Origin of the sequence: Sediminicola arcticus (genome assembly GCF_040566695.1) — a bacterium.
GTDB classification, from domain to species: Bacteria; Bacteroidota; Bacteroidia; order Flavobacteriales; family Flavobacteriaceae; genus Sediminicola; species Sediminicola arcticus.
The window spans coordinates 263048-285525 of sequence record NZ_JBEXAE010000001.1 but is presented as its reverse complement, the minus strand read 5'-3'; the positions used below and the strand labels follow the sequence as shown (position 1 = coordinate 285525).

The window sequence follows — 22478 nt, the reverse complement described above, 5'->3', positions numbered from 1 at the left end:
ATTCTTGTTTTTATTATGATATATGAATGCCTACATGTAAATTTGCATCGTCTCAAAGGGGTGCTTGTTTAGGCAGGCTGAGATTATACCCAAGGAACCTGGGCAGGTAATGCTGCCAAGGGATGCGAAAATCGCTATTTGGAATTTCCAACGTTTATTTTCGACGCAGTAATGTGATCGAAAAGAATAAAAAATCAATTTTTAACAAGAATAATAGCCCCTTTTATTCGTAACTAAGTATTACGAATGAAAACTTTATTCACAACAGTTGCCATGTTTGGTGCCGCCTTGTCGGTCTTTGGCCAAGAACAACCCATCGATTCTTTGGAGGGTAAAAAAATTACGTTGGACGAGGTCTTTGTATCTGCCATTCGTGTGACCAAGGAATCACCAGTCACCTTTTCCAATCTAACTAAGGAGCAGATCAGGCCTAGAAATTTAGGACAAGACATTCCCATCCTAATGAATTTTTTGCCTTCCGTGGTGACCACATCCGATGCCGGTGCCGGGGTAGGGTATACTGGTATTCGTGTCCGTGGAAGTGATGCCACAAGGGTCAACGTTACCATCAACGGAATTCCCTACAACGATTCGGAATCCCATGGTACTTTTTGGGTGAATATGCCAGACTTTGCCTCCTCAATAGAAAGTTTACAATTGCAGCGCGGAGTAGGTACCTCTACCAATGGAGCAGGAGCTTTTGGGGCCAGTTTAAATTTATTGACAGATGCTATTAGTGAAGAAGGCTATGCGCAAATATCTTCTTCTGTGGGGAGCTTTGGTACGCTAAGGAACAACCTAAAGTTCAGCACCGGCCTTATGAATGATCATGTAGAGGTTTCTGGGCGGTTGTCAAGGATTACTTCCGATGGCTACGTGGATAGGGCATCTTCCGAATTAGAATCTTATTTTTTGCAAGGAGCCTATAAGGATGATAATACCCTAGTAAAAGCCCTACTGTTTGGAGGCCATGAGATTACCTATCAATCTTGGTATGGGATAGACAAGGCTACTTTAGAATCGGATAGGACCTTTAATCCTTCTGGAATTTATACCGATGAAAATGGAAATACCCAATTCTATGATAATGAAGTGGATAATTATAAACAAGACCATTTTCAATTACTTTGGAACGAACAAATCTCCCAACAATGGAATACCAACCTAGCAGTGCATTATACCAGAGGTAGAGGTTACTTTGAACAGTTTAGGGAGGATGAGGATTTTGCAGATTATGGTTTTGACCCCATCACTGTTAATGGTGAATTAGTGGATACCACAGATCTTATTAGAAGGCGCTGGTTGGATAATGATTTTTACGGAACCACCTTTTCTGCTAATTATACAGATGATAAAATCAACCTGATACTTGGTGGGGGTTGGAACAAATATGAAGGGGACCACTTTGGAGAAATTATTTGGGCCCGCTATACCGGTGATAGTGATTACAGGGATCGTTATTATGACGATACGTCAACAAAAACCGACTTTAATTTCTTCTCTAAGATGAATTACGCTTTTGATAACCAATGGAGCCTTTACGGGGATCTGCAATATAGAAGGGTGTCCTACATGGCCAATGGAGAAGATACTGGTTTGGTAGATGATTCCTTTGATTTTTTTAATCCTAAGGCAGGAATAACCTATGACCTAAACCAAAACAATAATTTTTACTTGTCCTATGCTAGGGCTAATCGGGAGCCTAACCGGAATGATTATGAAAGTGGTAGTCCAAGGCCAGAAAAGCTCAACGATTTTGAACTTGGATGGCGTTATGTGTCCCAAGAGGTGCAGCTGAACACCAATGTTTATTATATGAACTATAAAGATCAATTGGTGCTAACGGGAGAACTGAACGATGTTGGCGCCCCGTTACGTGCCAATGTTGGGGATAGCTATAGGATGGGCTTGGAGATAGATGCCGCCATAGCCCTCGGAGATCATTTCAGGATAAGTCCAAATGTTGCCTTGAGCTCCAATAAGAATAGAGATTTTGTTTTTGAAAGAGATGGGGTCTTGCAGGAATTAGGAAATACTAATATTTCCTTTTCCCCAAATGTTATTTTTGGTAATGTATTAACCTATTTACCTAAAGAAAACCTTCAGTTTAGTGTATTGACCAAGTTTGTCGGCAAACAATATATGGGCAATATCGATTCTGAAAATTCTACTTTAAGTGAATATTCACAGACCGACTTTAATGTTCAATATGAAATCAGGACCAATTCGTTTATTAAAAGTATTGTTCTGTCCGGATTGGTAAATAACATATTTGATTCGTTATATGTGTCCAATGGCTATTTCTTTACCTTCGACGATGATTTTTCTACCCCAGGTACAATTACTACAGTAGAAGGGGCTGGATATTATCCACAAGCTGGAATCAACTTTTTAGTGGGAGCCACATTTAATTTTTAGTGGTCCCTGTTCAAGCCATCGGTTAAACCTGAATGAAGAGGGTCATTGTGTTGTTCCACATGATGGCCCTTTTTTATGGTTGTAAAGATTTTTCAATCAAGTTTATTCTGTTCTTCTAAATTATTTAAATAGGGAACTAAGTAGAGAAGAGTCTGAGAATTATAGAGGCACCTAACCGGTTTGCCTTTCAGAAGGAAGTATTCTTAATTTTAGGGTATATAAATAGTTGGATTATTTTTCAAACTTTAAAACATACTTCATTTTTAAGTTAACTTTGGAGTATAGACCATTATGCTATGACTTCAAATAGATTGGAAGCTTTCAGTGATGGGGTTCTTGCCATCATTATCACTATTATGGTATTGGAGTTAATATCTCCGGAACAAGTTACATTGGAATCATTGATCCCTATAATTCCAACATTTGTAAGTTATCTTTTTAGCTTCATATATATTGGTATTTATTGGAACAATCATCATCATTTATTTCAGATTACTCAAAAGATAAATGGAAGGATATTATGGAGCAATTTACATTTGCTTTTTTGGTTGTCCTTAATCCCGTTTGCCACTACCTGGATTGGTGAAAATTATAAGGCCCATGTGCCCGTTGCATTATATGGTTTTATTTTAATGATGAGTGCGGTCGCATTTTTCATACTGCAACGTAGTATTATAAAAGGCCACGAAGAGAATTTTATTCTGCGAACTGCCGTAGGTAGAGATTTAAAGGGAAAAATATCTATTACGCTCTATACTTTTGGGGTCTTAATTTCATTCTTAAATACGTGGGCAGCGCTAACCTGTTATGTTATTGTGGCCATCATTTGGTTCATCCCTGATTCACGTATTGAAAAAACGTTGGATGGGTCAAAGAAAGAAAATGTAAACGGTTAAATTATTTGGATCATTGTTCCTTAGTTGAACACAGAAATTACGTTTCCATTGAAGGTACTCCGATAGAAGAGAAGGTCATAATATCTGCCACTATCCTCAGGTCTGTTGAGCAATTGGCCTGTATATAAGCTATATTCATAACCTTCACAGGAACAGGTCACTGTTTGGCCCTTAAGGATCATTGTAGAGCACTCATTAGGCACATGGTTAGGACAACTCGCTTCCCATGCCATAAATGTATCAAATCCAGTATTAATAACAAAAACACCTCTTAGTCCGGCAGTTTTATTTTCTATAAAAACCGCACTTCCTATATTGGTTAAAGGACTGTAAAGGGGTAGATTAAGGTCTAAGTCAAACCTAAATCCAATATCCTGTAAAAATGGATTGTTGCTCACTCTATCGGTACTACAGGAGAGAAATAAACCAATAAAAATCAAACAAAAAATACGTTTCATAACACTATATCTATTTCCAATAACAACTACAAAATTGAACAAAAATTATGTATATTTGTCTTAAATCCTCTATAAAAAGAGGATTTTCCTATTTGTAAAATGCTGAAATCAATTGAAATAGCGAATTGATTGTTTCTGATGAGGAAATTGATGGAAAGAAACATAGAAAATGTTTTAGAATCTTAAAGTAAAGAATTTATGAGTAACATATCTTATTACACAGCTGAGGGGTTAAAAAAACTCAAAGCAGAGCTGAACCAACTTAAAGATGTGGAGCGTCCTAAGTCTTCCCAAGCTATTGCAGAGGCTAGGGATAAGGGTGACCTTTCTGAAAATGCGGAATATGATGCTGCCAAAGAAGCACAAGGGTTGTTGGAGCTTAAGATATCCAAACTAGAGGAAATTGTATCTAATGCTCGTCTAATAGACGAATCCCAATTAGACACCTCCAAAGTGTTGGTATTGTCAACAGTAAAGTTAAAGAACCAAGCTAACGGCATGGAATTGAAATATACGCTGGTTGCGGAAAGTGAGGCAAACCTTAAGTCTGGAAAAATATCTGTAAGCTCTCCTATCGGCAAAGGACTTTTAGGAAAAAAGGTAGGGGATGTGGCAGAAATAACGATTCCCAATGGGACCATTAACTTTGAAATAATGGAAATTACGAGATCCTAAAAAAAATTATTAGTTATATTTAGTCCTATCAACTATTTGATAGGACTTTTTTTTAAATATCAATTGGGAATATGGCAAGTGTCTTTACAAAAATCATCAATGGAGAAATACCCTGTTACAAAATAGCGGAAGACGATAATTTTATAGCTTTTCTTGATGTAAATCCAAACGCAAAAGGACATACACTTTGCGTTCCCAAAAAAGAAGTAAATAAAATATTTGATCTGGACGAGACAGCTTATTTGGGGCTCATGAGTTTCGCTAGAAAAGTAGGCAAGGCAATGGAGGCTTCAATAGATTGCAAACGGGTAGGGATGACGGTTATTGGATTGGAGGTACCCCATGTACATGTGCATCTTATCCCCTTAAATGAAATGAGAGATGCAACCTTTCAACAAAAGGTATCATTGTCTAAAGAGGAGTTTGAAAGGATTGCGGCAAAAATAAGTCAAAATATCAAATAAATTCTTGTAAATAGCCATAGATGCCCCCAGCTACGAGTACTATTAAAATCAAGATCAGGATATAAAATAACATGGTAAATTTTATGGCAGCCCTATTCGGGGTAACCATTTTTCTATAAAAATCAAATACGCGTTCTATATCTTCTGTCCAAGAGACAGGGTAGATAATGGAATGACAGGTTTTACATTTAATTTCGTGGGTTACCTCACCAGACGTTTTATGATAAAGTATGGCAAATTTGTGCTTTTGGTAAAAGGTGAGCTTTAACTCTTGGTTGAAACATTCTGGGCAATTATTCGTCAGTTCTGCTTCCTTGATGATTTTCAATTCTTCTTTGGCCATATTATGCATTTACTTTTAACGAAATTTTCATAATGGTCCCCTCTTTACTAGAAGACAATACTTTTATTCTTCCTTGGTGGTACTCTTCTACAATCCTTTTTACCAAAGAAAGCCCTAACCCCCATCCTCGTTTTTTAGAGGTAACCCCAGGATTAAAAATGTTGTTAAAATTGCTCTTTGGAATTCCTTGTCCAGAGTCTGACACCAAAATAGTAACAAAATTTCCATCAGGGATAATCTCTATAGAAATACTTCCTTTTCCCCTCATGGCATCAATACCATTCTTAACGAGATTCTCTATAGTCCAATGATACAGTTCACGGTTCAGAAGAACAGGCAGGTATTCTATTTTGCTATCAAAAGAAAACCGTATTAATTTGGAGCTTCTTAATTTTAGGTAGTCATAGGCATCTTTGGTTTCCTCCACGATATCGTATTCTTTTAGTTTTGGTAACGAGCCAATTTTAGAAAAGCGTTCCGTTATCGTTTGCAGTCTCATGATATCCTTTTCAATTTCATCGGTAATAGTAGTACTAATATTTTCCGCTTTTAGAAGCTCATTCCAACCTAATAGGGAAGTTAGGGGAGTGCCTATTTGATGCGCGGTCTCTTTGGCCATTCCTGCCCACAATTTATTCTGTTCTGAAGCTTTGTTAGTTTTAAAAAAAAAGAAAATAACGGCACCAAACAAAAAGATAATGAGCAAGAGGGCTATGGGGTAGTATTTTAAACGATTTAAGACTTCGGAATTTCCGTAATAAAGGGTTGCCAATTCTTCCCCTTTGTAATCTATGGAAATTGGAGTGTTTTCTGCTTGGAACTGAACAATTTTTTTGGTGAGGTAAAAGGAATCTTCAGCTTTTTCCTCGCTGATATTGTTCACCTTAATAGAATGGTCCTTATTTACCAAAATCATGGGAGAGGAGGTATTGTTCTGGAAAATTTTAACATGTAGGTTTCCCAAATCACGATCCTCTGAAGATTGTAATAGCTCTGACTGTGCAGTAGCCCAAATCTCCATTTTTAATCGCTCTTCCTCTTTGAACTTTTTAAAAAAACTATTCGTGTTCCAGAGAATAAGGCTAACGATAACGAAGGAACCTATTAGCAGTAAAATGTTAGACGTTTTTTTGGGATTTAGGGTCATCCAAATTATTAATTAGTTTTAAAGATAACGTAATTTCACAAAAGTTATTCTATTTCCAAAAAGGATGATTGTTTCATTTGTGCATACAATTTACTTACCTTTGCAGTACTATGAAAAAATTGCTTTCTATTACTCCTTCAGAGATTCCCACAGCCAAATTACATGGTTATCTTTTAGGTGCTGTTGGCCCTAGGCCTATAGCATTTGCGAGTACTATTGATGAAAATGGAAGGCCTAACCTTTCTCCATTTAGCTTCTTTAATGTCTTTAGCGCCAATCCTCCAATTATGATCTTTTCACCGGCCAGGAGGGTTAGGGACAACACAACAAAGCATACCTTAGAAAATGTATTAAAGACGAAGGAAGTAGTTATAAATATTGTAAATTATGATATGGTACAGCAAATGTCGCTGTCAAGTACGGAATATAAAGAAGGGGAGAATGAGTTTTTAAAAGCGGGCCTCACCATGTTGAGATCGGATATCGTAAAGCCTTTTCGTGTGGCCGAATCCCCAGTACAGTTCGAATGCAAAGTCATAAAAGTAGAAGCCTTGGGAATAGAAGGAGGCGCAGGGAACCTTGTTTTTTCAGAAGTGGTAAAGATTCATGTGGATGAATCCATTTTGGACGCATCAGGAGGCATAGATCAACATAAAATTGATCAAGTTGCACGTATGGGTGGCAATTGGTATTCTAGGGCTAATATGGGAATGTTCGAAGTGCCAAAACCCTTATCTTCCTTAGGAATAGGAATAGATAATATTCCGGAGGAAATAAGGCTTAGTTCTGTTTTAACGGGTAATGATTTAGGCATGCTGGGTAATGTGGAGCATATACCAACGTCAGAAGAGATAAAAGAATTTATAGGCGCTAATGTTACAATTAGGTCAATTTTAAGTGGGGATAATAAAGAAGAATTACATAAAAAAGCACAGGAATTTTTACATAATAACGAGGTACATTCTGCATGGAAGGTATTGTTAGCAAATAAATAAATAATGGAAATACAAGGAAAAATTAAAATGGTCGATGAGACCAAAACTTTTGGAAACAACGGTTTTAGAAAAAGAGAAATGGTAATTACCACCGAGGAGCAATATCCACAGCACATCATGGTTGAATTTGTTCAGGATAAGTGCGACCTATTAAATAATTATGCCGCAGGTCAGGAAGTTAAGGTAAGCATCAATTTAAGGGGTCGCGAATGGGTGAACCCACAAGGGGAGACAAAATACTTTAACTCAATCCAAGGATGGAGAATAGAAGGTGTGCAGTCTGAGCAAGGCGGTGCCGGAATGCCTCCAGTTCCACCAATGGACGCTTTTGAGCCAGCTGATAATTTAAATGAGGAAGATCACGACGATTTACCTTTTTAATAGATTAGATACTTTATCAACACGTATAAAGAATATGCGACCTATCCTTTTTGAAAATTGGGTAGGTCGTTTTGTTTTCACTAGTTTTATATAAAATATAGTAACGTGAAAAAGAATAGCGGAAATTACCCATTGTTCTTTGTGACGGAAGAATTAAAATTTCCCCCCTTAGCGAATGCTAGTGAAGAAGGCATGTTGGCGGTAGGAGGGGATTTATCAGCAGAACGACTGTTATTGGCTTATGAAAGTGGCATCTTTCCATGGTTCAATGAGGATTCCCTAATTCTATGGTGGAGCCCTAATCCCAGAATGATATTATACCCTAGTAGTATAAAAGTATCCAAAAGCATGCGGAAAATTTTGGAAAGTGATCAATTTAGATTAACCAAAAACACCCATTTTGAGTCCATTATTGATCAATGTGCGTTAAGTCCCAGAAAAGATCAAATAGGAACATGGATCACCCAATCCATGAAGAAAGCCTATATGAAATTACACAAACTTGGCTTTGCCAAATCCTATGAGGTATGGGAAGGGAACGAATTGGTTGGTGGATTGTACGGAATAGATCTTGGTCATGTATTTTGCGGGGAAAGCATGTTTAGTAAGGTAAACAATGCTTCAAAATTTGCATTTATAAAATTGGCACAAGAACTGGGAGAAAAGAAGTATAAATTAATTGATTGTCAAGTGTATACTCCTCACCTGGAAAGTTTAGGGGCAGAAGAAATTACTAGGGATAAATTCATTAAGATCTTAAAGGGAGAAAACTAAAGACGAATTTAGAAAAAACAAGTTATTACTTTCCTGAGTATAATCTTCTATCCTATATTCAATCCCAGTTTGGAAGGTGACCCTATCTTTCAATAACCAACCTACGGCCAACGATATGCGCTGGTCATAGGAGGGCCTGTCAGAGCTGCTCATACTTAAAACACTTTCTGTAGATCCTACAAGAAAGGATTCCCCAATATCTAGTTTGTCACCTTCTAAAGGGAGGTCCATGGCAAACCGATATCGAAAACGCTGAATAAGATATTCATTTCCTAAGCGTTGTTCTGATCTGAATCTATGGCCAAAACGAATTCTATAGGCTCTGTGGGTAATATTATATTGTTGGGTAAGCCGCAATTCGTTATTCCTTTCTTCTTCAAAAATATTTCTAAATCTGTACATTATTCCCAAGCTCCAACTCTGGTTGTCCCTTGTTTTTAAGGTAGAGAAGTGCGCTAATTCAAAATGTCGTGTCCTTAGTTGTAACTTGTTGGTTTCGTAAACGTAATTGCGATTTACAATGGAGAAATTATGCGAATATGTAGAGGTGACCTTATAATTTAGAGATACTTGGGGTTCCCAGAATGAGACCATTTGCCCTTGGCAAAAAAGTATGCCGTTGGTAAATAGCAGACCCATAGTCCATGCCAGTCTTTTAATAAAGGATATGGTCATAGTTTGGTGGCAGCGATTTTCTGACAGTTTTAAAATTGCCTTTGGCATCAAAAAGAATTTCAAAGTCTTCAAAGCCCTTTTCTGTTTTTCCAGAAACGATAATTTCATAGTTGATGTCAGGGAGCATCAAATTTTGAAAGGCTTGTTTAAATGTTTTAGATGTTGGTTGTTTCTTAAGGGGCAGGTATTGTTGTTGCATTTTTTTAATTCTAAATTGGGTAAAGTTTTCCTGTAAGTAGGAGTTCACTTCTTGCCAACTATCATTAGGAAGATCAACCTGTTTTATCGTAATCTCAATGTCTTCCAAATCTCCTGTTTCGGAAAACTCTACGCTATACCACAATCTGTCTTTTTTAAATTTGGCCTCATAGCTAATCTTGTTGCTATCTCGTTCCTTATAAAAACGGAGTTTTTTTACCTTTCCCAATTCAGTTTTCAGAATGTCTAAACTCGTTTTTGGAAACTGGGACTTTTTAATACGGTATTCTCTTTCCATCTTGTTTTGTCCTATGACCATATGGAGGGAAAAAAATGCTAAAATTAAAAGAACTAATTTATACTTCATGGTATCTAAAACATTTTATTTCATGATCATTAACCATACCCGTAGCTTGCATATGGGCATAAACAACCGTACTACCTACAAACTTAAACCCACGTTTTTTTAAATCTTTGCTTATGGCATCGGAAAGCGCTGTGTTTGCCGGAATGTCTTTGGCTGATGTAACAGTATTTTTAATGGGTACCCCATCCACAAATTTCCAAATATAGGCATTGAAACTGCCAAATTCTTCCTGTATTTTAAGAAAAGACCGTGCATTGGTAATGGTAGCATGTATCTTTAATTTATTGCGCACAATTCCCGTATTTTTTAATAAAGAGGCTATTTTTTCTAGATCGTATTTTGAAATCTTTTGATAATCAAATCCATCTAAGGCTTCACGGAAATTTTCACGCTTTCGTAGAATAGTGATCCAGCTCAAACCAGCCTGAAAAGTTTCCAAGATCAAAAACTCAAAAAGGGCATCATCATCTTTTAAGGGAACGCCCCATTCCTTATCATGATAAGCTTCATATAGAGGGTCTCCAAGACACCATGCACATCTGTATTTACTCATTGTAGTCTCATCTATTAGGAATAAAGATATGGGAATATTTAAAATGACTGAATGATAAAAAGGTAAATAGGTTTTCCCAAGGTACTATTAAAAGGAAGGGTAATAGGCATTGCTATCTGAGTGTAAAGGCGTGAATTGACATTAGGAGCTTTACATCTCATTGCTGTTGGACTGCCAATATCTCAAGAAAGAAATATAAAAGAGTAGTGTTGGTTAGGTTGTTAGTGAACAAATGTAACCCTTATAAATTTATGTATCCTATGAAAAGTACTTAGGAGAACGAAAGGGTAGAAGTTATAAGTGGTAGGGGCATTTTTAATTTTATCGGACAAATTTCAAGGGATAAGTATTTAGTGGAAGAGACATGTAAGTATTAGATAAAGTATTCATTAATTTTTATTTATATTTAGTATGGTATATATAAATATTACTAATGAATTATACGTTACATCAATTACAGATCTTCTTCAAGGTTTCTGAAACCAAAAGTATCACCAAGGCCGCTGAGGAATTATTTTTGAGCCAGCCAGCCGTGTCCATACAATTAAAAAATTTTCAGGAACAGTTTTCAATCCCATTGACCGAGGTGGTAGGTAGAAAATTGTTTATCACTGATTTTGGTGAGGAAATTGCTAAGGCAGCTGAGAAAATTCTAAACGAGGTACACGCAATAAATTATAGGACCATGGCCTTTGCAGGTGAACTAACTGGAAGGCTAAAAATTTCCGTAGTTTCAACGGCAAAGTATGTAATGCCCTATTTTTTAGCCGATTTTATGACATTAAATAAAGGTGTGGATTTGATCATGGATGTGACTAACAAGTCGGGGGTAGTGGCAAGTTTGGAGGCCAATGAGGTCGATTTTGCAATGGTTTCTGTTTTGCCTAAACAAATTAAAACGGAAAGCGTGGAATTAATGCAAAACAAACTCTTTTTTGTGGGCGGTATGCAACATAAGAAATTGAAAGGCCTTATTAAAAAGAAACAGTTCGAAGAATTGCCCCTTATTTACCGCGAGCAGGGATCTGCTACTCGTAATGCCATGGAAAATTTTATTAAAGGGAATGCATTTTCTGTTCGTAAGAAAATAGAATTGACTTCAAATGAAGCCGTTAAACAGGCCATTATTGCAGGTTTGGGATATTCTATAATGCCATTAATTGGGATCAAAAACGAACTGAGGACAGGAGAATTGCAGATACTACCAGTTACCGGACTGCCAATTGTGACCAATTGGAACTTGGTGTGGTTGCCTTCCAAAAAATTATCTCCAGCTGCATTGGCTTTTTTGGAACATGTTACTGCCTCAAAGGAGACAATTATCCAACAAAAATTTAAGTGGTTTGAAGAATATTAGGGTATAGTCCCAACTCTTACTTTTTTAATTCTCCAACGGCTATTGCCTTTTCTAAATTAGCCTCCACGGTTGGGAAGAACCTAAAAAATGGACGCCCGTCCTTTCGTTCCAATATCGCCTTGGTAGAGCCGTTCTTATCCTTTTTTAAATCTTTAACTACTATTTCCAAGCCAATTAGAGAATTGTAATCGGCTATAGCGCCCCTTTTTATAATGATGTTTCTCCTAGGGAAATCTATATATTTATAAGTATGTCCCATAGGCTCACTTAGGGTATAAGTTGTTCCTTTAGAAATTACTTTATCATTTTCCTGCCCTAATACATAGTTAAAACTGCTAAATAAGAATAATACTAATAAAAGTGCTTTCATGATTGCTAAATTTTTGCCCAACAAATTTATTTATTTTCTACAATAGTAGAAGTATTGCTAATGTTAAATAGTAGTTAATATCTCAATATACGATAGTAATACTATTATATTTGCGGAATATTATCCTAAAATTAGAAAATGGACAGGTTATTGCAATCCATAAAAATTGAGATCAACCAAAATATCTATCTAAAGGATCCTCAGTCCTCAGATCTCGGGAAGAAGATTATTGAGCATAGCATTATTATGATTCAAGAGTTGGGTTTTGAGAACTTTACGTTTAAAAAGTTAGGTGTTCAGATAAGTTCAAATGAAAGTTCTATTTACCGTTATTTTGAAAACAAGCATAAGCTATTATTGTACCTGACATCATGGTACTGGGGATGGTTAGAGTATCAATTGGTGTTTTCTACTAACAGTATTCAAAACAATACCGAAAAGCTCAAAACGGCGATTGAGGTAATTACAAGAGAAATTGAAGAAGATTCTTCCTTCTCTTACATCAACGAGGTGCTTTTAAATAAAATTATTATTGCGGAGTATTCTAAATCTTACTTGACCAAAGAAGTGGATAAGGAGAATAAGGAAGGATACTTTGTCATATATAAAAGGTTGGCAGATCGATTGAGCAAAATGATAAAATCGGTTAATCCTAATTATAGTTTTCCAACTAGTCTTGCAAGTACTTTGTTGGAAGGATCCTTGCATCAATATTTTCTGAGAGACCATTTCACTTCTTTGACAGAATGTAAAAGATCAAATTCTGTAACGGTCTACTTTACCGATTTGGTTTTCAACTCCTTAAATACATAAAAAAATGGCTAAAAATGTTCAAACCTCTTGGCAGCGTTTAATGGGGTTGTTGAAATTGGATAAAAGAGATATTCTGCAGACCTTTTATTACGCCATCTTTGCTGGCTTGGTCAACCTGTCTCTTCCACTTGGTATACAGGCAATCATCAATCTTATACAAGGGGCTCAAATTAGTACCTCGTGGATTATTTTGGTAATATTAGTTACAGGAGGGGTAGCTTTTGCGGGGGTTTTACAGTTGATGCAGATCAGGATCATTGAAAATGTACAGCAAAAAATATTTACAAGGGCTTCCTTTGAATTTTCCTATCGCTTTCCAAAAATAAAAATGAGCGAATTACGGGATTACTACCCGCCGGAATTGGCTAATCGTTTTTTTGATACCTTAAACATTCAAAAAGGCTTAGCAAAGATCCTCATTGATTTTCCCGCGTCTATTTTGCAAATTTTATTTGGGCTGATACTTCTTTCATTTTACCATCCCTTCTTCATCTTATATGGGCTATTGTTGTTAGTGCTAATTTACGTAGTATTTAAGTTTACCGCCCAGAAAGGAATGGATACTAGCTTGGAAGAGTCAAAATATAAATACAAGGTAGCGCATTGGATACAAGAGGTAGCCAGATCATTGGTGAGCTTTAAACTATCTGGAATGACCAGCCACGCCCTTACAAAAAATGACGAATTAGTAGAAGATTATTTGGTAGCAAGGGAAAATCATTTCAGAATTTTAGTGATTCAATTTATTCAAATGATTGGCTTTAAAGTTCTGGTGACGGGCGGTTTGTTGCTGATCGGAGGTCTGCTGGTGTTGAATCAAGAAATGAATATTGGTCAGTTTGTAGCTGCAGAAATTATTATTCTATTGGTCATCAATTCAGTTGAAAAATTGATTCGAGGATTGGAAACCATCTATGATTTATTAACTTCTATTGAAAAATTGGGACAGGTAGTGGATAAGGAATTGGACCCACAGGATGGGGAGACTCCACTCACGGCTGAAATGGAATTGACCTTAGAATTGGATAACGTATCCTTTAGTGTTGAAGGAAGCAACAGAAATATCATTGATGAGGTTTCACTAAAGATTTTACCAAAAACAAAAACGTTGATCGTTGGACCCAACAGTTCAGGTAAATCTACTTTACTTAGATTAATTTCAGGTCTTCTCACGCCTACTGAAGGAACAATTTTTGTTAATGATGTTTCTTTGAACAATATTTTACCAAACCATTACAGATCATTTTTGGGTCAATCTCTGACGGAGGAAAGTCCATTTGAAGGTACCATTTTGAACAATATTACTTTTGGTGATGAAAGTATCCAACAAAAGGATCTGACTTGGGCATTGGAGAAAGTTGGGTTGTCACAATTTGTTAAGGAGCAGCCAAAAGGGGTAAATACCTTTTTATATCCGGAAGGACAACAAATACCGTATACTATTTCCAAAAAAATTGTCTTGGCAAGGAGTATTGTTAGAAAGCCGAAGCTTCTGATATTAAAAGATCCGTTGGATCAATTAAATGAGGCAGAGGCATTAGAAATTATGGATTTTTTAACGCATAAGGACAGGCCATGGGCATTAGTGGTAGTGAGTCAAGATCCAAATTGGTTAAGCAGGTGCGATAGGAAAATTGTGGTAGAACAAGGAAAAATTATAAGTGTAAACTAGGTAAAAATGCTGAACATATCTAAAAACGAGCTTAACAAGAAGGTAGATCTATCAGTGTATAAATCGGCCCAACGCGTTTTTCATAAAAGACACTATAAGCACTTTAATAGGTTTCTAATGACATCCGCTATTTTTGGACTTATAGTGTTGTTTCTCCCATGGACTCAAAATATTAGAGCACTTGGATTTCTCACCACTTTAAAGCCAGGCCAAAGACCACAGACCATACAATCCCCAATTCCTGGTAGGATTGAAAAATGGTATGTACAAGAAGGTGATTTTGTAAATAAGGGGGATACTATATTATTTATATCAGAGATCAAGAACGAGTATTTTGATCCCAATTTGGTTCAAAGAACCGGTCAACAGATTAAGTCAAAATCTATGGCTGTAACCTCTTACGGGGAAAAGGTAAAGGCCCTGAACAATCAGATCGGTGCCGTTTCTCAGGAAAGAACTCTTAAATTAAGGCAGGCGGAAAACAAACTGATTCAATCCAAACTAAAGGTAAAGAGTGATAGTATTGACCTAGAGGCAGCTAAAACCAATATCAGTATTGCCCAAAGGCAGTTTGAAAGGGTGGTGCAATTGGAAAAGGAAGGTTTGAAAGCGATTACTGATGTGGAAGAAAAGCGTTTAAAGTTGCAGGAAACACAGGCTAAATTAATTTCTCAGGAAAACAAGCTCTTGGCAGCCATCAATGAAGTGCTAAACTCTGAGATGGAAATTAACCGGGTACGTGCAGAGTATACTGATAAGCTTTCCAAGGCCCAGAGCGAGATGTATACCGCCCAATCCAATCAGTTCGATTCTGAAGTACAGGTATCCAAATTGGAAAGCGACTATACCAACTATGAGATGCGAAATGAAATGTACTATATTCGTGCGCCACAAACGGGATACATCAATAAGGCCATTCAGGGTGGAATTGGAGAGACCTTTAAGGAAGGGGATCGTTTGGTAGGTATAATGCCATCCGAGTATGAATTGGCCGTTGAAACATTCGTAGAGCCAATAGATCTTCCTCTAGTACATTTAGGGGAAGAAGTTAGAATTCAATTCGATGGATGGCCCGCCATTGTGTTTAGCGGTTGGCCAAATCTTTCGTATGGTACGTATGGGGCTAAAGTTGTTGCCATAGAAACTTTCATTAGTGATAACGGGAAATATAGGGTGCTATTAGCTCCTGATCCAAATGATCATCCTTGGCCCAAAGATATACGTGTGGGTTCTGGAGCAAATACGCTGGCTTTGTTGGAGGACGTTCCAATTTGGTTTGAACTTTGGCGTCAGCTAAACGGCTTCCCTCCTAACTATTATCAGCCCAATACTACAGCCTCCAAAAGCATGAAGTAATGAAGAACAGCATCCTAAGTCTCATCTTTTTTGCCTTTTTCTTATCCAGTGCGCAGGAACCGGATACTCTTGTATTAAAATTTAAGGAGTATTTAGGATATGTAAAAAAATACCATCCCATCGCTAAGCAGGCAGAACTTGCCTTGGCAACAGGACAAGCAAACCTTATGCGTGCTCGGGGTGGTTTTGATCCCAAAATTGAGGTCAATTTTGATCAGAAAGATTTTAAAGGGACAACCTATTATGACAACCTCAATGCCGCCTTTAAAATTCCTACATGGTATGGTTTGGAGCTTAAAGGAACGTTTGAACAGAATGAAGGGACCTTTTTAAATCCTGAAAATAATGTACCAGACGATGGTCTTTATAGCGCTGGAATTTCCTTTGCCTTAGGACAGGGGTTTTGGATTAATGAAAGAATGGCGACGTTGAAACAAGCTAAGCTTTTCCGAGAGCAGAGTAAAGCCGACCGTGATCTTCTTATTAATCAAATCCTTTATAACGCCTCTTTGGCCTATTTTGATTGGTTGCAGGTACATAATGAAATTGAGATCTTTAAAAATTTTTATGCCAATGCACAGATTAGATTTGAAGGTATCCGACAGAGCGCTCTTGCAGGGGAGATTGCGGCAATAGACACGGTGGAGGCAAAAATAGTGGTACAGGATAGAGGTCTTAATTTGGAGCAGGCCAAAGTAAGGTTGATGAATAAGTCTTTGGAGCTATCAAATTTCCTTTGGTTAAACAACAATATCCCAGTGGAATTGCAGAGTAATGTTGTGCCTGATAAGGATTTGGATGGGGATATAGATGTTGCCTTTGAAATTATGGGCATGCCCTTGGATAGCTTTTCGATAGAAAAACACCCTAAACTAAAATCCCTTAACTATAAAATAGAAGGGCTGGAAGTGGATAAACGATATAAGGCGAATAAGCTGCTGCCCAAAATTGATCTGGAGTATAATTTTATCACAGAGACCCCTGAACTGGTCAACTCTTTGGAAACACAAAATTATAAAGGAGGAATTAATTTCCAGTTACCTCTGTTTTTGAGAAAGGAAAGGGGCGATTTGAAGTTGGCAAAGTTCAAGTTACAGGACGCACAGTATGAATTGGATAATACCCAAATTGAGTTAAAGAATAAAATTGTTGCGATTTACAGGGAATTGGAATCGTTTGAGATTCAAAATAAATTAATAGCAGATATTGTTCAAAATTATGAGGCACTTCTTAAGGCCGAAGAGCGTAAATTTAGCTTTGGTGAAAGCTCTATATTTTTAATAAACGCTAGGGAGAGTAAACTTATAGATTCAGAGCTCAAGAAAAACGAAGTTCAAAATAAATTTTTCACAATTAAGGCCAAACTATTCAACAGTTTGGCAGTAAATCCAGAAAACTTATAAGACAGTAGGTAGTATCTTTAAAAATTTAAAGAAAAGATTAATTTCAACCTGTAATCATAAAGATAGACCATATGGGCGGTAGAATCAATAAGGGTTATAGGATAATTAGCCATGCAGGTGCCTATTTAAAACGCTCCCGTAAACTCCGTATTACTTTCAATTCCTTTGTTAAGGATACCTTTTTTATTGTGGCAGGAATTTTCTCAGCAGCATTTGGCTTGGAAAGTTTCCTTTTGCCCAATAGATTTATAGATGGTGGAGCTACAGGTATTTCATTGTTAGCAACGGAAATATTATTTTTACCATTATATCTTATAATCATATTGGTAAACATACCTTTTCTGATTCTTGGGTACCAGGTGATCGGAAAGACATTCGCCATAAAGGCATCCTTGGCCATACTTGGTCTGGCCTTAGTACTGGCTACGATTCACTTTCCAGAGGTTACCCAAGATAAATTATTGGTTGCTGTTTTTGGGGGATTTTTTTTAGGTGCGGGAATAGGATTGTCCATAAGAGGGGGTGGTGTTTTGGATGGAACAGAGGTATTAGCCATTTTTTTGAGTAAAAAGTTGGGAACTACTATTGGGGATATCATTATTCTTATCAATATTATTATATTTCTTGCGGCCGCCTACCTACTTTCTGTTGAAACAGCCCTTTATTCCATGTTAACCTATTTGGCAGCTTCCAAAACCTTAGATTTTGTAGTGGATGGTATTGAAGAATATACCGGCGTGACCATCATCTCCGTAAAAAGTGAGGAAATTAGAATTATGGTTACCGAAAAATTAGGGCGTGGTCTTACCATTTACAGAGCCAAGGGCGGGTATGGAGAACTTGGTATACAAAACGAGTATGATGTGATTTATACCGTAATTACCCGTTTGGAAATTCGAAAATTGAATATAGAGATTGCTAAGATAGATGAAAATGCCTTTGTGGTAATGAATAGTATCAATGATACTCGAGGGGGTATGATAAAAAAGAAACATTTTTAAGTTTCCAGGGATAACTTTCAAAGATGACACTTGTCACGATATAAAGGGAGGCGATAGGATATTTTCGTCAAAAAAATAAAGATATTGGAACATAAAATAAGTGAAAAAGTAATTAAAGAACTTATATATAATGCTATTTCTAGATCCTTTTCCTATAATGAATATAGAGTATTGTTAGACCAATTGGTTTTAAAGTCTGGAACAACTGGAGTTGAACAGTCCCAAATGTATATTGATTATACGAAATTGAACCAGCAACGGATGAAGCGTTTAGACAAAACGATAAAGTTGTCTGAGGATGTAAAAATCAGGATTGGTGAAATCCCTTATAAAATGATATGGTTGGTCCTAACAGAGAGTTGGTGCGGGGATGCGGCACAAACAATTCCTGTGATCCATAAGTTAGCCCTATTAAATGAAAATATTTTTCTTAAAATAATTCAAAGGGATGAGCATTTAGAACTGATGGATTGTTTTTTAACTAAAGGGTCAAGGTCTATTCCTAAACTGTTGGCAATAGATCCTATTTCTAATACAGTTTTATGGACCTGGGGCCCAAGACCTAGTGAGGCCGCGCTTTTAGCTGAGGAGTATAAAAAAGAACACGGGGAGCTCACGCCACATTTCAAAGAAATTCTACAAGTTTGGTATAATACAGATAAAGGAAAAAATACCGTTGTAGACCTAATGAAATTACTTTCCTTGGAATAGATAGGTAATGGTTCCTTTTTGTTGTAATTCACTACCAGAATTAAACCTGGCCAATAGAGCATAGGTAATGGCATTTTCCACAAGACACCCGTTTAACGTATTGGAGCTTTTTTTGTTTACTTCTGCCTGGATAACATAACCACTTGCATCAACAAGAATATTAATTACAATTTTTCCTCCTTCAATACAAGTATAAACAGGGATGGGAAGTTCGTAATGATTGCGGTCTACAAGGGAATAGGAAACGGTGGTGTTTCTTTTGGAGTAACTGGTGCTTTTTGTTTTCTTGGCTTCTAGCTCTCCAAGTTTTTGTTTGGCATCTTCTCGTTGTTTGGAAAGTTTTTTAAGACTAGCACCATAACCGTTTGTAGAATTTAGATAATCTGATTCTTCATCACTAGTGGATGAAGTTTCATCATTTTCCATGAGTTCTTCCAAGGTTTTTAAAGGTTCGGGCTTTCCAAAGCTTGGTTTCGATGCTTCGTTTACCGCGAGATTACTTTTACTCTGACTTGATTGATCTAGTTCCTTTTCTGCTTTTTTTTCTTCCTCCAGTAACTTTTCCAATTCCTCGTCATTGAGCAATGTTAGCTCAACTACATACTCTCCTTGCTCCTTGGCTCCTAAATGAATGTTGTAAAGGGCCAACACTATAAGGGACATGGAAAAGAATGTAATCAAAAAGGAAAGTTGACTTCTATTCAATTTCATATATCTAAAACCTCTTGTTGTTTTTAGATTTCACATCATTGATTGACAAAGGGGTCAAGCCCTTTTGCCATTAGTTATTTAAACGATTAGGAAGCAGTGCATCCTGAAAGTCAAGAGGTGTTACAGCATTATCTACGTTGAAATCACCTATTTTGGTTCTTCTTAATGAAGAAAGATATCCTCCAGAATGCAGTGCCTTGCCAAAATCATTGGCCAAAGACCTGATATAAGTGCCTTTGCTGCATATTACGCGAAAGGTAATTATAGGCATGCTGATTTCTGTAATTTCAAAGGTAAGGATTTCTACAGTCCTCGATTTTATGTCAACATCTTTGCCTTCCCGGGCATATTCGTACAATCTTTTTCCATCTTTCTTTAGTGCGGAAAATACCGGAGGGAACTGTTGGATTTCCCCAACGAACTGTTCTGTGGTAAGATGAATTAGGTCTTTGGTAATATGACTGGTGGGATATGTATGGTCAAATTCAGTTTCAAGATCATAGGAAGGTGTGGAGGCCCCTAATGTAATGGTACCCGTATATTCTTTCACCTGTCCCTGTAGCTCGCTTATTCTTTTGGTGAATTTTCCCGTACAGACCAAAAGAAGACCGGTAGCAAGGGGGTCTAAGGTGCCAGCATGGCCAATCTTTATTTTCTTGAGTTCAAATTTTCTTCGAATGGCCCACTTTAAGGCGTTTACTGCTTGAAAAGAGGTCCAGGTGAGTGGTTTGTCTATCAGCAATAGTTGTCCTTCCAAGTAGTCTTCTTTTGTCATTAGATCACGGTTAGGGGTCTAATGAAGAAATGTATGATCAGGATGGCGAACCCAACGATGATTCGGTAGTAACCAAACATTTTAAAGCCGTGCTTGCTCAAATACCCAATAAAAGTTTTAATGGCGATTAGGGCCACCAAAAATCCAACGACATTGCCGATGATTAAAAAATTGATCTGTTCACTGGTGAGGGTAAACCCGGCATTGTAATAATCGTAGCTCTTCTTTAGGGTAGCGCCCAACATGGTAGGCACCGCCAAGAAGAAAGAAAATTCTGCTGCAACTGTTCTGGAAAGCTTTTGTGTCATACCACCTACAATACTAGCGCCACTTCTGGAGACACCCGGAATCATTGCAAGACATTGAAAAAGGCCAATTTTAAAAGCGGTACTATAAGAGATCTCTGTTTCTTTAGCGTCTCCAAACCAATCGTCAACTTTTAATAGGATAAATCCTCCAAGGACTAAGGATACGGCCACCGTTAATGGATTTTCTAACAAAGAATCAATTACATCACTTAAAAGCAATCCAAATACCACCGCCGGAATAAAGGCGACAAATAGTTTGTAGTAGAAATCCAAACTTTGAAAAAACCTTTTAAAATAAAGGACTACCACAGAAAGGATGGTCCCTAATTGGATGACAATAGTGAATAATTTAGTGAAATCTTCCTGGGCAATTCCAAAAAAAGAAGAAACGATAATCATATGCCCAGTTGATGACACCGGTAAAAACTCGGTAAGGCCTTCAATGATGGCAAGTATAATAGCTTGTAGTATATCCAATTGTTATTTATTCTTGTGCGGGTTCAATAATATGGCGTAGATTTCAATTCCTAAACCCAAAAGCACCAAGGTAGGAGCCAATCGGATTCGCCTAAAGCTATATATCTCTGGATTAAAAACAGTAGGATCATCACTACCACCTCCGCTCATTAATATAAATCCCAACGTTATACAGGCCAAGCCGATGAACATAAAAAGATAGTTCTTTTTTTGAAAGATAAATTCAGGTTTCGGACCTTGATTCTGATTTGTGTTGTTTTTCTTCATGTTGCAAATTTAATAATATAAATCGTCTGTCCTAAGATTTAGAAAACGCTGTGTGGCAAAAAAGGTACTGAATACAGATATGAACACGCCTAAAACAAAAACTCCTATAAAAAGGAAGCCCAAGACCATAGGATCTTCCATAAGATTCAGCTCGGGAAATTGATCGTTTACATAATATAAGGTACCACCCAAGGCTACTAGAGCCAGCAATGCTCCTAACATGCCTAATTTAATATTGGTATAAATAAAGGGACGTCGAATAAATTTTTTTGTGGCGCCCACCATTTGCATGGTTTTAATTATAAATCTTTTAGAGTAAATGGATAAACGGATAGAACTGTTTATGAGTAATACAGCAATAAAGGTAAAAATGGCACTAGCCACTAAAATCCAAAAACTTATGCGTTTTACGTTTTCATTCAATAAGGTTATTAAAGGTTGGTCATAGCTGACCTCTTCCACATATCCCTTGGATGCCAAGTTGGAAGCAATATCCGCTATTTGTTCTGAGGATACAAAATCTGCCTTCAGCTTTACATCAATGGAGTTTTTTAAAGGATTATATCCTAAAAATTCAATAAAATTCTCACCAATCTCCTCACTGTGCTGCTCCGCCGCTTCCTCTTTGGAAACATAGGTTGCAGACCGTGTATATTCGGCCAAAGCCAAACTTTTTTGTAATTGGTCAACCTCTACAGGTTTAGCGCTGTCTTTTAAAAAGACAGAAATGGATATCTGTTCTTTGAAATGATCCCCCATTTTTTTAGTATTCAATACCAAAAGGCCCAAAATACCCAATAAAAAAAGCACAAGGCCTATACTAAGTACCACTGAGAAATAGGAGGAGATCAGTTTTCTTTTTTGATAGCGTTCAAAAGATTTGCTCATAGCCAAAAATCATGACGTAAAAGTA

At 37.0% G+C, this 22478-nt stretch carries 27 protein-coding genes; 14 read left to right on the top strand and 13 right to left on the bottom strand.

Annotated elements, in window-relative coordinates:
- Positions 1-246: 246 nt before the first annotated feature.
- Together ABXZ36_RS01240 and ABXZ36_RS01235 are read left to right on the top strand one after the other, a co-directional pair.
- Complete coding sequence (locus tag ABXZ36_RS01240) at positions 247-2418, top strand: TonB-dependent receptor (protein WP_354613633.1); 2172 nt, start codon at positions 247-249, stop codon at positions 2416-2418.
- Between the two features lie 296 nt (positions 2419-2714).
- Positions 2715-3314 (top strand): TMEM175 family protein, encoded by a 600-nt coding sequence (locus ABXZ36_RS01235; RefSeq protein WP_354613632.1) that lies wholly within the window; start codon positions 2715-2717, stop codon positions 3312-3314.
- 20 nt (positions 3315-3334) lie between these two features.
- Here the strand turns inward: ABXZ36_RS01235 and ABXZ36_RS01230 are convergent, their stop codons facing one another.
- On the bottom strand, positions 3335-3772 hold the full coding sequence (locus tag ABXZ36_RS01230) for a Rieske (2Fe-2S) protein (RefSeq protein ID WP_354613631.1): 438 nt from the start codon (positions 3770-3772) through the stop codon (positions 3335-3337).
- Between the two features lie 198 nt (positions 3773-3970).
- Here ABXZ36_RS01230 and greA point away from each other — a divergent pair, with 198 nt between their 5' ends.
- Both greA and ABXZ36_RS01220 read left to right on the top strand, forming a co-directional pair.
- Complete coding sequence (gene greA, locus ABXZ36_RS01225; protein ID WP_354613630.1) at positions 3971-4447, top strand: transcription elongation factor GreA; 477 nt, start codon at positions 3971-3973, stop codon at positions 4445-4447.
- Between the two features lie 71 nt (positions 4448-4518).
- Positions 4519-4911, top strand: coding sequence for an HIT family protein (locus ABXZ36_RS01220; protein ID WP_354613629.1), 393 nt, complete (start codon positions 4519-4521; stop codon positions 4909-4911).
- On the opposite strand, the gene ABXZ36_RS01215 is transcribed toward ABXZ36_RS01220, so the two are convergent.
- Together ABXZ36_RS01215 and ABXZ36_RS01210 are read right to left on the bottom strand one after the other, a co-directional pair.
- Entirely contained in the window at positions 4904-5254 is a 351-nt protein-coding gene (locus ABXZ36_RS01215) for a hypothetical protein (RefSeq protein ID WP_354613628.1), read from the bottom strand. The genes ABXZ36_RS01220 and ABXZ36_RS01215 overlap by 8 nt on opposite strands.
- 1 nt (position 5255) lies before the next feature.
- Complete coding sequence (locus ABXZ36_RS01210; protein WP_354613627.1) at positions 5256-6401, bottom strand: sensor histidine kinase; 1146 nt, start codon at positions 6399-6401, stop codon at positions 5256-5258.
- Positions 6402-6511: 110 nt separating this feature from the next.
- On the opposite strand from ABXZ36_RS01210, the gene ABXZ36_RS01205 reads away from it, so the two are divergent.
- The 3 genes from ABXZ36_RS01205 (at position 6512) to aat (ending at position 8551) form a co-directional block, all read left to right on the top strand.
- Entirely contained in the window at positions 6512-7396 is an 885-nt protein-coding gene (locus ABXZ36_RS01205; RefSeq protein WP_354613626.1) for a flavin reductase family protein, read from the top strand.
- A 3-nt stretch (positions 7397-7399) separates the two neighbouring features.
- Positions 7400-7777, top strand: a complete 378-nt coding sequence (locus ABXZ36_RS01200) for a DUF3127 domain-containing protein (protein ID WP_354613625.1) — start codon at positions 7400-7402, stop codon at positions 7775-7777.
- Positions 7778-7909: 132 nt separating this feature from the next.
- The gene (gene aat, locus ABXZ36_RS01195) at positions 7910-8551 is read left to right on the top strand and encodes a leucyl/phenylalanyl-tRNA--protein transferase (protein WP_354614131.1); all 642 of its coding nucleotides are present in this window, start codon (positions 7910-7912) and stop codon (positions 8549-8551) included.
- Here the strand turns inward: aat and ABXZ36_RS01190 are convergent.
- From ABXZ36_RS01190 to ABXZ36_RS01175, 4 genes are read right to left on the bottom strand one after another with little or no spacing between them, the layout of a single operon-like run.
- Positions 8534-9226: a DUF2490 domain-containing protein gene (locus ABXZ36_RS01190; RefSeq protein WP_354613624.1), complete on the bottom strand. Its 693-nt coding sequence runs from the start codon at positions 9224-9226 to the stop codon at positions 8534-8536. The genes aat and ABXZ36_RS01190 overlap by 18 nt on opposite strands.
- Positions 9207-9791 (bottom strand): hypothetical protein, encoded by a 585-nt coding sequence (locus tag ABXZ36_RS01185; RefSeq protein ID WP_354613623.1) that lies wholly within the window; start codon positions 9789-9791, stop codon positions 9207-9209. Before ABXZ36_RS01185 ends, ABXZ36_RS01190 begins: the two co-directional genes overlap by 20 nt.
- Positions 9781-10344, bottom strand: a complete 564-nt coding sequence (locus ABXZ36_RS01180) for a DNA-3-methyladenine glycosylase I (protein WP_354613622.1) — start codon at positions 10342-10344, stop codon at positions 9781-9783. Before ABXZ36_RS01180 ends, ABXZ36_RS01185 begins: the two co-directional genes overlap by 11 nt.
- Positions 10345-10382: 38 nt before the next feature.
- The gene (locus ABXZ36_RS01175) at positions 10383-10523 is read right to left on the bottom strand and encodes a sodium-dependent bicarbonate transport family permease (protein ID WP_354614130.1); all 141 of its coding nucleotides are present in this window, start codon (positions 10521-10523) and stop codon (positions 10383-10385) included.
- A 254-nt stretch (positions 10524-10777) separates the two neighbouring features.
- Here ABXZ36_RS01175 and ABXZ36_RS01170 point away from each other — a divergent pair, with 254 nt between their 5' ends.
- Positions 10778-11701: a LysR family transcriptional regulator gene (locus ABXZ36_RS01170; RefSeq protein ID WP_354613621.1), complete on the top strand. Its 924-nt coding sequence runs from the start codon at positions 10778-10780 to the stop codon at positions 11699-11701.
- A 16-nt stretch (positions 11702-11717) separates the two neighbouring features.
- Here the strand turns inward: ABXZ36_RS01170 and ABXZ36_RS01165 are convergent, their stop codons facing one another.
- Positions 11718-12071: a hypothetical protein gene (locus tag ABXZ36_RS01165; RefSeq protein ID WP_354613620.1), complete on the bottom strand. Its 354-nt coding sequence runs from the start codon at positions 12069-12071 to the stop codon at positions 11718-11720.
- A gap of 138 nt (positions 12072-12209) precedes the next feature.
- On the opposite strand from ABXZ36_RS01165, the gene ABXZ36_RS01160 reads away from it, so the two are divergent.
- From ABXZ36_RS01160 to ABXZ36_RS01135, 6 genes are all read left to right on the top strand, one after another.
- On the top strand, positions 12210-12884 hold the full coding sequence (locus ABXZ36_RS01160) for a TetR/AcrR family transcriptional regulator (RefSeq protein ID WP_354613619.1): 675 nt from the start codon (positions 12210-12212) through the stop codon (positions 12882-12884).
- Between the two features lie 4 nt (positions 12885-12888).
- Positions 12889-14556, top strand: a complete 1668-nt coding sequence (locus ABXZ36_RS01155) for a peptidase domain-containing ABC transporter (RefSeq protein WP_354613618.1) — start codon at positions 12889-12891, stop codon at positions 14554-14556.
- A gap of 6 nt (positions 14557-14562) precedes the next feature.
- Positions 14563-15912, top strand: coding sequence for an HlyD family secretion protein (locus ABXZ36_RS01150; RefSeq protein ID WP_354613617.1), 1350 nt, complete (start codon positions 14563-14565; stop codon positions 15910-15912).
- Positions 15912-17315, top strand: a complete 1404-nt coding sequence (locus tag ABXZ36_RS01145; protein ID WP_354613616.1) for a TolC family protein — start codon at positions 15912-15914, stop codon at positions 17313-17315. Before ABXZ36_RS01150 ends, ABXZ36_RS01145 begins: the two co-directional genes overlap by 1 nt.
- A gap of 71 nt (positions 17316-17386) precedes the next feature.
- Positions 17387-18316 carry a YitT family protein gene (locus ABXZ36_RS01140; RefSeq protein WP_354613615.1) on the top strand — a complete coding sequence of 310 codons (930 nt, stop codon included), beginning with the start codon at positions 17387-17389 and terminating at the stop codon, positions 18314-18316.
- Between the two features lie 84 nt (positions 18317-18400).
- A complete protein-coding gene (locus ABXZ36_RS01135) occupies positions 18401-19027 on the top strand; it encodes a thioredoxin family protein (protein WP_354613614.1) in 627 nt (208 codons plus the stop codon).
- Here the strand turns inward: ABXZ36_RS01135 and ABXZ36_RS01130 are convergent.
- From ABXZ36_RS01130 to ABXZ36_RS01110, 5 genes are all read right to left on the bottom strand, one after another.
- Positions 19010-19738: a hypothetical protein gene (locus ABXZ36_RS01130; protein ID WP_354613613.1), complete on the bottom strand. Its 729-nt coding sequence runs from the start codon at positions 19736-19738 to the stop codon at positions 19010-19012. The genes ABXZ36_RS01135 and ABXZ36_RS01130 overlap by 18 nt on opposite strands.
- Positions 19739-19808: 70 nt before the next feature.
- A complete protein-coding gene (gene truB, locus ABXZ36_RS01125) occupies positions 19809-20513 on the bottom strand; it encodes a tRNA pseudouridine(55) synthase TruB (protein ID WP_354613612.1) in 705 nt (234 codons plus the stop codon).
- The gene (locus ABXZ36_RS01120; RefSeq protein WP_354613611.1) at positions 20513-21298 is read right to left on the bottom strand and encodes an undecaprenyl-diphosphate phosphatase; all 786 of its coding nucleotides are present in this window, start codon (positions 21296-21298) and stop codon (positions 20513-20515) included. Before ABXZ36_RS01120 ends, truB begins: the two co-directional genes overlap by 1 nt.
- A gap of 3 nt (positions 21299-21301) precedes the next feature.
- Positions 21302-21565, bottom strand: coding sequence for a DUF3098 domain-containing protein (locus ABXZ36_RS01115; RefSeq protein ID WP_354613610.1), 264 nt, complete (start codon positions 21563-21565; stop codon positions 21302-21304).
- A gap of 9 nt (positions 21566-21574) precedes the next feature.
- Positions 21575-22453 carry a cell division protein FtsX gene (locus ABXZ36_RS01110; RefSeq protein WP_354613609.1) on the bottom strand — a complete coding sequence of 293 codons (879 nt, stop codon included), beginning with the start codon at positions 22451-22453 and terminating at the stop codon, positions 21575-21577.
- Positions 22454-22478 lie beyond the last annotated feature (25 nt).

What these genes read in the sequence shown, in the direction of transcription:
- ABXZ36_RS01205 (WP_354613626.1), top strand. Translation starts at nt 6,512, where the DNA reads ATGAAAAAATTGCTTTCTATTACTCCTTCAGAGATTCCCACAGCCAAA.
- ABXZ36_RS01140 (WP_354613615.1), top strand. Translation starts at nt 17,387, where the DNA reads ATGGGCGGTAGAATCAATAAGGGTTATAGGATAATTAGCCATGCAGGT.
- ABXZ36_RS01165 (WP_354613620.1), bottom strand. Translation starts at nt 12,071, where the DNA reads ATGAAAGCACTTTTATTAGTATTATTCTTATTTAGCAGTTTTAACTAT.
- ABXZ36_RS01180 (WP_354613622.1), bottom strand. Translation starts at nt 10,344, where the DNA reads ATGAGTAAATACAGATGTGCATGGTGTCTTGGAGACCCTCTATATGAA.
- greA (WP_354613630.1), top strand. Translation starts at nt 3,971, where the DNA reads ATGAGTAACATATCTTATTACACAGCTGAGGGGTTAAAAAAACTCAAA.
- ABXZ36_RS01110 (WP_354613609.1), bottom strand. Translation starts at nt 22,453, where the DNA reads ATGAGCAAATCTTTTGAACGCTATCAAAAAAGAAAACTGATCTCCTCC.
- ABXZ36_RS01210 (WP_354613627.1), bottom strand. Translation starts at nt 6,401, where the DNA reads ATGACCCTAAATCCCAAAAAAACGTCTAACATTTTACTGCTAATAGGT.
- ABXZ36_RS01230 (WP_354613631.1), bottom strand. Translation starts at nt 3,772, where the DNA reads ATGAAACGTATTTTTTGTTTGATTTTTATTGGTTTATTTCTCTCCTGT.
- ABXZ36_RS01155 (WP_354613618.1), top strand. Translation starts at nt 12,889, where the DNA reads ATGGCTAAAAATGTTCAAACCTCTTGGCAGCGTTTAATGGGGTTGTTG.
- ABXZ36_RS01220 (WP_354613629.1), top strand. Translation starts at nt 4,519, where the DNA reads ATGGCAAGTGTCTTTACAAAAATCATCAATGGAGAAATACCCTGTTAC.
- ABXZ36_RS01145 (WP_354613616.1), top strand. Translation starts at nt 15,912, where the DNA reads ATGAAGAACAGCATCCTAAGTCTCATCTTTTTTGCCTTTTTCTTATCC.
- ABXZ36_RS01115 (WP_354613610.1), bottom strand. Translation starts at nt 21,565, where the DNA reads ATGAAGAAAAACAACACAAATCAGAATCAAGGTCCGAAACCTGAATTT.
- ABXZ36_RS01190 (WP_354613624.1), bottom strand. Translation starts at nt 9,226, where the DNA reads ATGACCATATCCTTTATTAAAAGACTGGCATGGACTATGGGTCTGCTA.
- truB (WP_354613612.1), bottom strand. Translation starts at nt 20,513, where the DNA reads ATGACAAAAGAAGACTACTTGGAAGGACAACTATTGCTGATAGACAAA.
- ABXZ36_RS01130 (WP_354613613.1), bottom strand. Translation starts at nt 19,738, where the DNA reads ATGAAATTGAATAGAAGTCAACTTTCCTTTTTGATTACATTCTTTTCC.
- ABXZ36_RS01240 (WP_354613633.1), top strand. Translation starts at nt 247, where the DNA reads ATGAAAACTTTATTCACAACAGTTGCCATGTTTGGTGCCGCCTTGTCG.
- ABXZ36_RS01235 (WP_354613632.1), top strand. Translation starts at nt 2,715, where the DNA reads ATGACTTCAAATAGATTGGAAGCTTTCAGTGATGGGGTTCTTGCCATC.
- ABXZ36_RS01185 (WP_354613623.1), bottom strand. Translation starts at nt 9,791, where the DNA reads ATGAAGTATAAATTAGTTCTTTTAATTTTAGCATTTTTTTCCCTCCAT.
- ABXZ36_RS01150 (WP_354613617.1), top strand. Translation starts at nt 14,563, where the DNA reads ATGCTGAACATATCTAAAAACGAGCTTAACAAGAAGGTAGATCTATCA.
- ABXZ36_RS01200 (WP_354613625.1), top strand. Translation starts at nt 7,400, where the DNA reads ATGGAAATACAAGGAAAAATTAAAATGGTCGATGAGACCAAAACTTTT.
- ABXZ36_RS01170 (WP_354613621.1), top strand. Translation starts at nt 10,778, where the DNA reads ATGAATTATACGTTACATCAATTACAGATCTTCTTCAAGGTTTCTGAA.
- ABXZ36_RS01160 (WP_354613619.1), top strand. Translation starts at nt 12,210, where the DNA reads ATGGACAGGTTATTGCAATCCATAAAAATTGAGATCAACCAAAATATC.
- ABXZ36_RS01215 (WP_354613628.1), bottom strand. Translation starts at nt 5,254, where the DNA reads ATGGCCAAAGAAGAATTGAAAATCATCAAGGAAGCAGAACTGACGAAT.